Source organism: Bradyrhizobium uaiense (assembly GCF_010811875.1).
GTDB lineage: Bacteria > Pseudomonadota > Alphaproteobacteria > Rhizobiales > Xanthobacteraceae > Bradyrhizobium > Bradyrhizobium uaiense.
The window spans coordinates 1-11,701 of sequence record NZ_VKHP01000270.1 but is presented as its reverse complement, the minus strand read 5'-3'; the positions used below and the strand labels follow the sequence as shown (position 1 = coordinate 11,701).

Annotated in this window: 10 protein-coding genes and 1 pseudogene; 2 read left to right on the top strand and 9 right to left on the bottom strand. The window is 64.8% G+C overall.

The window, feature by feature from the left end:
- The 9 genes and pseudogenes from FNJ47_RS50660 to FNJ47_RS39450 form a co-directional block, all read right to left on the bottom strand.
- A pseudogene (locus tag FNJ47_RS50660) lies at nt 1-221 on the bottom strand (phosphatidate cytidylyltransferase); the annotation flags it as partial.
- Entirely contained in the window at nt 218-976 is a 759-nt protein-coding gene (locus FNJ47_RS39485) for an isoprenyl transferase (protein WP_163161340.1), read from the bottom strand. The pseudogene FNJ47_RS50660 and the gene FNJ47_RS39485, both read right to left, overlap by 4 nt.
- Nucleotides 977-996: 20 nt before the next feature.
- Complete coding sequence (gene frr / locus FNJ47_RS39480) at nt 997-1,560, bottom strand: ribosome recycling factor (RefSeq protein WP_028334007.1); 564 nt, start codon at nt 1,558-1,560, stop codon at nt 997-999.
- A 73-nt stretch (nt 1,561-1,633) separates the two neighbouring features.
- Complete coding sequence (gene pyrH / locus FNJ47_RS39475) at nt 1,634-2,350, bottom strand: UMP kinase (protein WP_163161338.1); 717 nt, start codon at nt 2,348-2,350, stop codon at nt 1,634-1,636.
- 69 nt (nt 2,351-2,419) lie between these two features.
- Nucleotides 2,420-3,343: a translation elongation factor Ts gene (tsf, locus tag FNJ47_RS39470; RefSeq protein ID WP_163161336.1), complete on the bottom strand. Its 924-nt coding sequence runs from the start codon at nt 3,341-3,343 to the stop codon at nt 2,420-2,422.
- Nucleotides 3,344-3,470: 127 nt separating this feature from the next.
- Nucleotides 3,471-4,463, bottom strand: coding sequence for a 30S ribosomal protein S2 (locus FNJ47_RS39465; RefSeq protein WP_029879753.1), 993 nt, complete (start codon nt 4,461-4,463; stop codon nt 3,471-3,473).
- Between the two features lie 258 nt (nt 4,464-4,721).
- Nucleotides 4,722-5,249, bottom strand: a complete 528-nt coding sequence (locus FNJ47_RS39460; protein WP_163161334.1) for a DUF2846 domain-containing protein — start codon at nt 5,247-5,249, stop codon at nt 4,722-4,724.
- A gap of 107 nt (nt 5,250-5,356) precedes the next feature.
- Complete coding sequence (gene dnaE / locus FNJ47_RS39455; protein WP_163161331.1) at nt 5,357-8,881, bottom strand: DNA polymerase III subunit alpha; 3,525 nt, start codon at nt 8,879-8,881, stop codon at nt 5,357-5,359.
- Nucleotides 8,882-9,732: 851 nt separating this feature from the next.
- On the bottom strand, nt 9,733-10,467 hold the full coding sequence (locus tag FNJ47_RS39450) for an outer membrane protein (RefSeq protein WP_163161329.1): 735 nt from the start codon (nt 10,465-10,467) through the stop codon (nt 9,733-9,735).
- A 292-nt stretch (nt 10,468-10,759) separates the two neighbouring features.
- On the opposite strand from FNJ47_RS39450, the gene FNJ47_RS39445 reads away from it, so the two are divergent.
- Both FNJ47_RS39445 and FNJ47_RS39440 read left to right on the top strand, forming a co-directional pair.
- Nucleotides 10,760-11,053, top strand: a complete 294-nt coding sequence (locus tag FNJ47_RS39445) for a DUF3551 domain-containing protein (RefSeq protein ID WP_229196628.1) — start codon at nt 10,760-10,762, stop codon at nt 11,051-11,053.
- Nucleotides 11,054-11,170: 117 nt separating this feature from the next.
- Nucleotides 11,171-11,440 carry a DUF3551 domain-containing protein gene (locus tag FNJ47_RS39440; protein WP_163161327.1) on the top strand — a complete coding sequence of 90 codons (270 nt, stop codon included), beginning with the start codon at nt 11,171-11,173 and terminating at the stop codon, nt 11,438-11,440.
- The last annotated feature ends 261 nt before the right edge of the window (nt 11,441-11,701 follow it).

Below are 11,701 nucleotides of genomic sequence, written 5' to 3'. Positions count from 1 at the left end.
CGCCCGGGCGCGTCGACGGACGCCCACTCCGCGCAAGGGCGCGGCCACCCCGCCGTCCCCAGGGGGGCCCGGGCGAGGCAGCCGATATAGGCCAGTGCGATTGCGCCCGGCGCCAGCACCCGCGCCGCAGCCCCGCGCATCCCGAGGTTGCGCGCCCCCTGCCCGCCGGCTGGCGGCGGCTGCTCGCTTGCTGCCGCCGACGCGGCCTCGCCCTCGGTCACGAGCCGGTTTTCGCGGCGAGCCCGCCGAACCGGCGCTCGCGCTTGCCGTATTCCGCAATCGCGCCTTCGAGTGCCGCCTTGTCGAAATCCGGCCAGTGGATCGGCACGAACACCAGCTCGCTGTAGGCGGCCTGCCACATCAGGAAGTTCGACAGCCGCTGCTCGCCGCTGGTGCGGATGATCAGATCCGGATCGGGAATATCGGGCGCATCGAGATATTGCCCGAGCGTGTCGGCATCGATGGAGTTGACATCCCGCTTGCCGTCGGCGACCTCGCGCGCAAGGCGCCGGGCTGCGGCAGCGATCTCCGCCCGCGAGCCGTAGTTGAAGGCAACCACCAGGTTGAGCTTGACGTTATTCCGCGTCAGCTCCTCGGCCTCGCTGAGCAGCGCGCAGATGTCAGGGTCGAGCCCGTCGCGTTCGCCGATCACCCGCACCCGCACCCCGTCACGATGCAGCGTCGCCAGATCGTTGCGGATGAAGCGACGCAGCAGGCCGAACAGATCGCCGATCTCGGTCGCGGGCCGCGACCAGTTTTCCGAGCTGAAGGAAAAGATCGTGAGATAGAGGATGCCGAGTTCATGGGCCGCACGCACCACGCGGCGCAGCGCCTCGACGCCGCGGCGATGGCCTTCGACGCGCGGCAGGCCGCGCGAAGCCGCCCAGCGCCCGTTGCCGTCCATGATAATAGCCACATGCAATGGACTGCCGGAGCGATCCGGTCCGTCGGTTGCTGGGGCGGCGGCGTTCGACATCGGCTGGTTCCCGTAGGCCTTCAGACCGTCAGGATTTCCTTTTCCTTGGCGGCAAGCAGCTGATCGACCTCGGCGATCACGCCGTCGGTCGCCTTCTGCACCTCGTTCGACAGGCGCTCCTGGTCGTCCTCGGAGATCTCGTGATTCTTCTCGAGCTTCTTGATCACGTCGAGGCCGTCGCGGCGGACGTGGCGGACCGCGACCTTGGCCGCTTCGGCGTATTTGTGCGCGACCTTGACGAGCTCCTTGCGGCGCTCCTCGTTGAGCTCGGGGATCCGCAACCGCAGCACCTGTCCTTCGGTCGCCGGCGACAGGCCGAGGTTGGAGTCGACGATCGCCTTCTCCACCGCCTTGACCATCGTCTTGTCCCAGACCTGCACCGAGAGCAGGCGCGGCTCGGGTACGCTGATGGTCGCGACCTGGTTGAGCGGCATATGCGAGCCGTAAGCCTCGACCTGGACCGGCTCCAGCATGGACGCCGCGGCGCGGCCGGTGCGCAGGCCACCGAGCTCGTGCTTGAGCGATTGTGTGGCGCCCTGCATGCGGCGCTTCACGTCGTTGATGTCAAAACCAGCTGCGGCCATGACGTTTCTCCCTTCACTAGAAACCGGCTATCGACGCCCTCGGCTCCAAAGTCTGGACCCGGAGGCGCGGCAATCAGCCGGCGACGACCGTACCGTGTCCGGTACCGCGCAGAATCGCACCGATCGAGCCGGGCTCCGCGATCGAGAACACGATGATAGGCAGCGACGTCTCGCGGGCAAGTGCGAAAGCAGTCGCGTCCATGACCTTGTAGCCGCCCTCGATCGCCTGCGAATGGGTCAGGCGGTCGAAGCGCTTGGCTTTGGCGTCCTTCTTCGGATCGGCGCTGTAGACGCCGTCGACATTGGTGGCTTTCAGCACCGCCTGCGCGCCGATCTCGGCCGCACGCAGCACGGCGGTGGTATCGGTGGTGAAGTACGGATTGCCGGTTCCACCACCGAGCAGGACGATGCGTCCCTCGGCGAGATATTTGTGCGTCGCACTACGGGTGAACAGCTCGGAAATCTCCGGCATCACGAATGCCGACAAGGTCCGCGCCGGGGTCCCCTTGCGCTCGATCGCCGCCTCGAGCGCGAGGCAGTTCATCATAGTCGCAAGCATGCCCATGGTATCGCCGGTCGGCCGGGACACGCCGCGCGAGGACACCTCGACGCCGCGGACGATGTTGCCGCCGCCGATCACGACGGCGACCTCGATCCCAAGATTGCGGGCCGCGATCAGGTCGTCGGCGACGCGATCGACCGTCGGTTGATCGATACCGAAGCCGTGGGAGCCGGCCAGATATTCGCCGGATAGCTTGATCACCACGCGACGATAGATCGGCTCAGCCATGATGCGATCGCTTTCTTATCCCGCGCAGGCAGGCTTCCGGCGGGTACGCCGGACGCCCGATGTCAGCGGTTACTTCTTGCCGCTGGCGGCCGCGACTTCGGCGGCGAAGTCGCTTTCCTGCTTCTCGATTCCCTCACCGAGAGCATAGTTCACAAAGCCAGCGATTTTGATCGGCCCGCCGACCTTACCCTCAGCTTCCTTCACCGCCTGGGCAACCGACTTGCCGCTGTCGTGGATAAAGGCCTGATCGAGGAGGCAGACCTCCTTGTAGTAGGTCTTCAGGCCGGAATCGACGATCTTCTCGATGACGTTCTCCGGCTTGCCCTGCTGGCGGTACTTGTCGGCCAGCACGTCCTTCTCGCGCTTGACCGCCTCCGGATCGAGCCCGGTCGGGTCGAGCGCGAGCGGCTTCGCCGCCGCCACGTGCATGGCGAGCTGACGGCCGAGGGCCGCGAGTTCGTCGGTCTTGCCGGCAGACTCCAGCGCCACGATCACACCGATCTTGCCGGCGCCATCGATGACGGCGTTATGGACGTAGCTCGACACCACGCCCTTGCTCACCTCGAGCGAGGCAGCGCGGCGCAGCGTCATGTTCTCGCCGATGGTCGCGATCGCGTCGGAGATCGCGGTCTCGATGGTGGCGTCACCGACCTTGGACGCCTTGATGGCCTCGACATCGGCTCCATGCTTCAGCGCGACCTGGGCGATCATCTTGACCAGACCCTGGAACTGCTCGTTGCGCGCAACGAAGTCGGTCTCGGAATTGACCTCGACCAGCACGCCCTTGGTACCTTGGGTCAGCGCGCCGATCAGGCCCTCGGCCGCGACGCGGCCGGACTTCTTGGCGGCCTTGGTGATACCCTTCTTGCGCAGCCAATCCTGGGCCTCCTGCATGTCGCCGTTGTTCTCGGTCAGCGCCGCCTTGCAATCCATCATGCCCGCGCCGGTCGACTCGCGGAGCTCCTTGACCATCGCTGCTGTGATCGTCGCCATCGTTCAATGTCCTTCTTGCCTGTACAGGAACCGCGGCGCCCGATGGCGCCGCTGTCAGCGACAGGGAAATCGTTGTTCGTGGAATGGAAGCGGCGGCCGGGCGAGGCCCGGCCATGCCGCGTAACTTTTATTCCGCTTCGGCGAGCGTCTTGGCCTGAGCGACCCAGGCGTCGGCACGGCTCGGCAGACCGACTTCTTCGCCGATCTTGTGCGCGGTGTCGTGATCGAGCTCGGCGAGCTGCCAGTAGTGGAAAACGCCGAGGTCGTTGAGCTTCTTCTCGATCGCACCGGACACGCCGGTGAGCTTCTTGAGGTTGTCGGCAGTGCCGCGCGGGCCAGCCAGTCCCTGGAAGCCGGACGGCGCAGCCGCCGGAAGGTCTTCCTGCACGGGCGCAGCCGACGCACCGATGTCGATGCCGGAATCGCCCTGGGCGCGCGAGATGCCGTCGATGGCGGCGCGCGCCACGAGGTCGCAATACAGCGAGATCGCGCGGCCGGCGTCGTCATTGCCCGGCACCACATAGGTGATGCCCTTCGGGTCCGAGTTGGTGTCGACGATCGCGGCGACCGGGATGTTGAGCCGCTGGGCTTCCTGGATCGCGATGTCTTCCTTGTTGGTGTCGATCACGAAGATCATGTCGGGAAGACCGCCCATGTCCTTGATGCCACCGAGCGAACGGTCGAGCTTGTCGCGCTCGCGCTGCAGCGTCAGCCGCTCCTTCTTGGTGTAGGAGTTGGCTTCGCCCGACGAGAGAACGTCGTCGAGATGACGCAGGCGCTTGATCGAGGCCGAGATCGTCTTCCAGTTGGTCAGCGTGCCGCCGAGCCAGCGCGAGTTGACGAAGTACTGCGCCGAGCGCTTGGCAGCATCGGCAACGCCGTCCTGCGCCGAGCGCTTGGTGCCGACGAACAGGATGCGGCCGCCCTTGGCGACGGTATCGCTGACCGCCTGCAGGGCACGATGCAGCATCGGCACGGTCTGCGCGAGGTCGATGATGTGAATGTTGTTGCGGGCGCCGAAGATGTAATCCTGCATCTTCGGGTTCCAGCGGTGGGCCTGGTGGCCAAAGTGAACGCCAGCTTCAAGCAACTGACGCATAGAAAAATCGGGTAGCGACATAGTGATAATTCTCCGGTTGGTTCCTCCGGAAACGTGTGAGCAGACGAGCCTTATGGCCCGGCTGCCACCGGACGGCCTTTTGAGCCATGTTTCCGTGTGAGATGGCGCGCTATATAGCCTGATTTGCGCCAGAAGCAAGGAAATACGGCCGGTTACCGGAGCCGGATGAGCCCTTTGCACTTGGAACCGACCCGTTTTGGCCCGAATTGGCCCGAATTGGCCCGGTATGGCCCCGGCCACGATCCCGGCCGGGCAGCCCTACTGCGCCAATTGCAGGTCGGCCAACGTCGTGCGCGCGGTCGCCTCGTCCAATGCAACGAAATCGGCCGGCCCGGGATTGCCGGCGTTCGCAGTCGCGGCCGATGCTACGACGGCACCGACCAAACCTCCCACCAATGTTACTCCCGCGACGGAATCATGCCGCTCGCTCGATTTCACCAGAAAGAAATAGGTGCGGCCCGGCTCGGTTGCGAAGTTGTGCGTGGTCTCGCCGGGAAACATGACCTCACTTGCAACCAGTTGATGCCGGCCGGCGGGACGATCGGCGAACGCATAGGTTCCGATAGCGATCTTGCCGATCGGCTCACCATCGAGCTTCACGTCGCAGGCACAGATCGCCATGCTCAGTCCCTTGCGCTTCTCCTGCAGCACCACGACACGGGAATGTCCCGGCTTCGGTGGGCCAAACTTCTGCGAGGTCGCCGCATAGTCGGTGCCGACACCATCGCTCACGCAGCCCGCCACCATCAACACACCGGCCAGCAAGGCCGCATAACGTCCAAACATTCCGCCCCCGAAATTCCCCTCAGGCGCGACCATAGAAAGAAGCACGGTGTGGTTGCAATAGTGCTTAAGCCGAAGTTGGCTTTCCGCAGCGTCGCCGGGATCGTCGGCTACAGCGTCTGCACGTCGACCACGCCGGCGACCGCCTTGATCGCGCCGGCGATCTGCGGCGAGACCTTGTAGCGGCCGGGCAGCTTCATCTCGACCTCGGTTTCGAGGTCCAGCATGATCACCAGCGACACGTCGCCATCGGCTCCCGCCGCAGGTGGCGGCGCAGCGGCAGGCTTCACCGCCGGCAGCTTTGCGGCGCCGCCCGGGGCCGGCGCGGCCTCCGGCATGTTGAGGCGGCGGGCGATCGAATCCAGCGGCTTGGTGTCGCGCACAAAGATGCGCAGGCCCTTCTGCGTCTTGGCCGCAGCGTGATCCAGCGGCTCGGCGTGCAGCACCCGCGCCCGCACGTCCTCGCCCTGCAGCTCGGCACCGAGTTGCAGCAGCACGGCAGCCCCGGGCTCCAGCACGTCGCGATACTGCGCGAGGCCTTCGGAGAACAGCACCGCCTCGAAATGGCCGGTCGGGTCCGACAGGCCCATGATGCCCATCTTGTTGCCGGTCTTGGTGCGCCGCTCCATGCGCGACACCACGGTGGCCGCAACCTTGCCCGCGGTGGCGCCGGTCTTCACCGCGCGCGAGAATTCCGCCCAGGACTGCACGCGCAGTCGCTTCAGCGCAGTCGCGTAATCGTCGAGCGGATGGCCCGACAGGAAGAAGCCGATCGCGTCATATTCGCGACGCAGCCGGTCCGCCGGCAGCCACGGCTCGACCTGCGGCAGCATGATGCTGGGCGCGTCCGGCGCGCTGCCGAACATATCGTTCTGGCCCGAAGTTGCCGCCTCGTGGCTGCGCTGGCACGCGGCGAGGATTGAATCGGTGCCGGCGAAGACGCGGGCACGGTTCGGGTCCAGGGTGTCGAAGGCGCCGGCCGCCGCAAGGCTCTCGATGATCCGCTTGTTGACCGCACGCGGGCTCACCCTTGCTGCGAAATCGGCGAGCGAGGTGAAGGCGCCCTTCTTGTTGCGCTCCTCGATGATCTGCTCGACGGCCTGGATGCCGACGCCCTTCAACGCGGCGAGCGCGTAATAGATCGTGTTGCCGCTGACCTCGAAGGTCGGGCCCGAGCGATTGATGTTGGGCGCTTCGACCTTGATGCCGAGCCGCTGCGCCTCGGAACGGAATTCGGACAGCTTGTCGGTGTTGTTGAGTTCGAGCGTCATCGACGCTGCGAGGAACTCGACCGGGTAATGCGCCTTCATGTAGGCGGTGTGGTACGACACCAGCGCATAGGCCGCCGCGTGGCTCTTGTTGAAGCCGTAGTCGGCGAACTTGGCGAGCAGCTCGAAGATCGTCTCGGCCTGGCCCTTGCCCACGCCGTTCTTCATCGCGCCGGCGACGAAGACGTCGCGCTGCTTGTCCATCTCGGCGCGGATCTTCTTGCCCATCGCGCGGCGCAGCAGGTCGGCCTGGCCGAGCGAGTAGCCGGCCATCTGCTGCGCGATCTGCATCACCTGTTCCTGATAGATGATGACGCCGAAGGTCTCCTTCAGGATCGGCTCCAGGATCGGATGCAGATATTCCGATTCCTCGTCGCCGTGCTTGCGCGCGCAATAGGTCGGGATGTTCGCCATCGGGCCAGGGCGATACAGCGCCACCAGCGCGATGATGTCCTCGAAGCGGTCCGGCCGCATGTCGATCAGCGCGCGCCGCATGCCCTGGCTTTCCACCTGGAACACGCCGACGACATCGCCCCGCGCCAGCATCTGGTAGCTCGGCGCGTCGTCGATCGGCAGCGTCGCGAGATCGACATGGACGTCGCGCTGCTTGAGCAGCTTCACCGCGACGTCGAGCACCGTCAACGTCTTCAGGCCGAGGAAGTCGAACTTCACGAGGCCCGCCGGCTCGACCCATTTCATGTTGAACTGGGTGACCGGCATGTCCGATTTCGGATCGCGGTACATCGGGACCAGCTCGCTCAGCGGCCGGTCGCCGATCACGATGCCGGCGGCGTGGGTCGAGGCGTGGCGCGTCAGGCCTTCGAGGCGCTGCGCGATGTCGAATGCGCGCGCCACCACCGGATCCTCGTCGCGGAATGCCTGCAGCTTCGGCTCGCCTTCGATCGCCTGCGCCAGCGTCACGGGTGCAGCGGGATTCTGCGGCACCAGCTTGGTCAGCTTGTCGACCTGCCCGTACGGCATCTGCAGCACGCGCCCGACGTCGCGCAGCACGCCGCGCGCCTGCAGCGTACCGAAGGTGATGATCTGCGCCACCTGGTCGCGGCCGTAGCGTTCCTGCACATACTGGATCACCTCGCCGCGGCGGTCCTGGCAGAAGTCGATGTCGAAGTCCGGCATCGAGACGCGTTCGGGATTGAGGAAGCGCTCGAACAGCAGCGCAAACCGCATCGGATCGAGGTCGGTGATGGTGAGCACCCACGCGACCAGCGAGCCCGCGCCCGAGCCGCGGCCCGGTCCGACCGGAATCCCCTGCGCCTTCGCCCATTTGATGAAGTCCGAGACGATCAGGAAGTAGCCCGCATATTTCATACGCGTGATGACGTCGAGCTCGAACGCCAGCCGCTTGCTGTAGTCCTCCTCGGTCATCCCCGGCGACAGACCATGCACCCGCAGGCGATTGGCGAGCCCCTCCTCCGCCTGGCGCTTCAGCTCGGCGGCTTCGTCGGCAGCGGCGTCAGCGCTCGCCGCACCACCGACCGTGAAGAACGGCAGGATCGGCTTGCGGGTCTTCGGCCGGAACGAGCAGCGCTCGGCGATCTCCACCGTCGAGGCCAGCGCCTCCGGAATATCCGCGAACAGTACCGCCATCTCGGCGCGGGTCTTGAAGCGGTGATCCGGGGTCAGCTGCTCGCGGTTGGTCTCGGCGATCAGGTGACCGCCGGCGATGCACAGCAGCGCATCGTGCGATTCATAGTCGTCACTGCTGGCGAAATACGGCTCGTTGGTCGCAACCAGCGGCAGGCCCTTCGCATAGGCGAAATCAATCAGGCCGCCCTCGGTGCGGCGCTCCTTGTCGATGCCATGGCGCTGCAATTCGATGTAGAGGCGATCGCCGAACAGGCCGGCCAGGCGTTCGCAGCGGGTGGTCGCCAGCGCCGCCTGCTCGGCACGCAGCGCCAGCGCGATCGGCCCGTCCGGCCCGCCGGTCAGCGCGATCAGGTCTTCGGCGTGGTCGGTCAGCCAGTCGATCTTGATGTGCGGGGTCTGGTTGACCGGGGTCTCCAGAAACGCCCGCGAGTTCAGCCGCATCAGGTTCTGATAGCCGCGTTCGCGCGCCGCCAGCAGCACGATGCGCGCCGGTCCCGTCGTCGCCAGGATGCTGCGCGTGTTGGGGTCGACGTCGCCGAAGTCCACCGCCAGCTCGCAGCCGACGATCGGCTGGATGCCGTAGCCGGCCATCTTGTCGGAGAATTCCAGCGCCCCGAACATGTTGTCGGTGTCGGTGAGCGCCAGCGCCGGCTGACGGTCGGCCTTCGCGAGTTCGCCGAGCTTGGCGATCTTGATCGAGCCCTTCAGCAGCGAATAGGCGGAATGAACGTGAAGATGAACGAATCCGGCGTTCGGCATGGCTGCTCGGGGGATCTCTTTGAGTCAGGGATGGCGCGAGTACCAAAGCCGGACCCCGAAAGCATCAGGCTCGACTCGCATCGCCATCGTGGAGCCTCGCCCCCGCCAAGTCCACGCCCAACGCGGCGTGGCGGCCGGTCCTCCCGCTTATCCCCAGGGCCAGGCTATGCCTCTGGCGCTGCGGGCGCATTTTCAGAATTGGGTGATCAGCTGGGCCCAAACCGCGATCATCCCGACGAACAGCGTGATCGATGCCAGCGCTGCAGCTTCCTGCACGAAAATCTTCAACATGGCCGCTTTCCCTGAACTGGAACGTATGCAGAACATTGTTCCTTTTTTGTTCCTGGAGTCAAGCGAGGGTAGTGGGTCAGTTTGAAAACTGCCCCCGAAAGAATTCCCGTGGTTAACCGTGGCGGGAGCTGGCAGCGTAAGGTCGGCGTCAGGCGTGCGGCCTAGCATTCGCGCCCATGAAGCGCGATCTGCCCTATTTCCGGTTATCGCTAGTTTGGGTGGCGATAGTGACCGCCAGCTTAGTCTACCTGCTGGTCGCGTGAGGCTGCCTTCCCGGTTAATGCCGCGGCGGACGCGTGCTGTCCCAACCAGGACGTCCATGGGCGGCGACCGGAGGATGCCGTGCATTGAGCCCTACCCGTACGATGGCGGTACTCGGCGTGAGCTGAGGAAAACGGCCCGGGGCGAGGTCCAGGATCGTGCGACGGAGTGTCCCGGCCTCACCGACGAACCATGAAACGCCGCGCCGCCATTGCGGCCGATGGTTCGATCCGTCAAGCCAACAAAAAACCCCGGGCCGAGGCCCGGGGTTTTCGACGCTGCTTGAATGAAGCGAGCGATCAGTAACGCGCGATGACCGGGCCACCGAACTTGTAGTTCAGACGGCCGAGGACCATGTCGGTGTCGCCACCGGTGTGAAAGCCGGTCACGCCAACACCGGCCGGGGTCACGAAGGTCGCGCCGTGGGTGTCTTCGAAGATGTGGTTGTATTCGACGCCGAGCGACCAGCCCTGAGCGAAGGCGAATTCGAGGCCAACGCCGACCGTCGGGCTCCAACGGGTGTCGTAGCCGGTCTGGGACGCCAGCGCGCCGCCGGGAGCCAGGAACTGGTAGTTGCGATCGGTGACCGCAGCACCGCCCTTGGCGTACAGCAGGACGTTGTTCCAGGCGTAGCCGATCTGGCCGGTGAACAGGCCGAACGCATCCGTCTTCGAACGGACGACGCCGCCCGCGACGACCAGGTTGTTGGTGCTGCCGGTCAGGTCAGCCCAGTTGCCCTGAGCTTCGAGACCGAACACCCAACCACCGGTCTGCCAGCGGTAGCCGACCTGGCCACCGACGGTGCCGCCGTTGGCGTCGTAGCCGCCGACGCTGCCGAGGCCATCGACCGAACGGTTGTCGTGGCTCTGGGCCCAACCACCGTTGATACCGATGTAGAACCCGGTCCAGTCATAAACAGTGGCGACGATCGGCGGCGGAGCCTTCGTGTAAGGGCGAGCCGCGAGGTCAGCCGCGGAGGCAGCCGTCGCGCTGAGCGCGATCATGCTGGCGGTGACAAGCAAAATCTTTTTCATTTTCCCGTTCCAACTTTTTCTACAGGCCCCCAAGGCCGCGAGACACCGTCATAGCAGCCCTCGACGGAATTGCTGTAACTTCGCTGCAACAGGCAGGCCCAAACGACTTCCCTCAAATTTTAAGTTAATACTGTATTACAAGCACTTCTTGGAACTTTTGCCACATAGTTGCCGCACAATTTTCACAATTCAATCTGCGTGCGCAGCTGCGCGCAGGATCGTGTTGACCGGAACCGGCTTGTCCGATTTGGATCGTCGTCGAAATCGAATCTACGCAGCAAAAGGAATGCACATGCGGACGATGATTCTTGCTGCTGCCGCGTCGGTGGTCGCATTCGCAACGCTGGGTACCGCGCCCACCCATGCCGTCGGCGTGCGCTACCCGTTCTGCATTCAGGGCGACCGCTATCCCGGTCTGAGCGCCTGCTCGTATCCATCCTATGAGGCGTGCCTGGCCACCGCGTCGGGCATCGGGCAGACCTGCGTCGCCAATCCCTATTATGCCGGCGACAACGACCCGCGCTCGTATCTGCATACGCGCGCGCGGGAGCGCGGTGACAGCTTCTTCGATCTGTTCATCCACTGACAGCCCAAGCTTCGGGTAACGGCTACGGGAATGTGAATTGATGCACATTCACGCAAGGGTGCCTATTCACGCGCGCCCGGCACGAACGCGCCGGCACCTGATCGACAGGAGATCCTGATGCGCAGCTTGATTCTGGCAGTCGCGGCCCTCGGCATCGTCGCCAGCGCACCAGCCAACGCCCAGAAGTACGATTCGACCTCGCCGGTCTGCAAAACCAACTACCGATGGGGCGGTGAGGATACCGACCGCGGCTACACGTCGCTGGAGCAGTGCCGCGCCTCGGCGTCGGGCCTGGCGGCCATGTGCATCAACAACCCCTATTATGCCGGGGCGCCGATCGACCGTCGTCCGAGCCAATCCGGCAGACGGCGCCACCCGGCTTACTAAGGGCCCCAACTCTTTCTGAGGCCAAAGTCTTTTTGAGGAACCCAAGCCTTTCTTGAGGGCCAGAGTCTTTCTTGACGGCCAGAGTTTTTCTTGAGGGCCAGAGTCTTTCCGCTCCGATTAAAGCGGAACGAAAAAGGCTTCAGATTCCTGCCCTTAGCGCGCTTTCTTCACACAACCGATGACCCGCTTCACTCGAAACTATTCGAGCTCGACGACCTGCCCGTTCGAAAGTGACACCCGGCGATCCATCCGGGCGGCGAG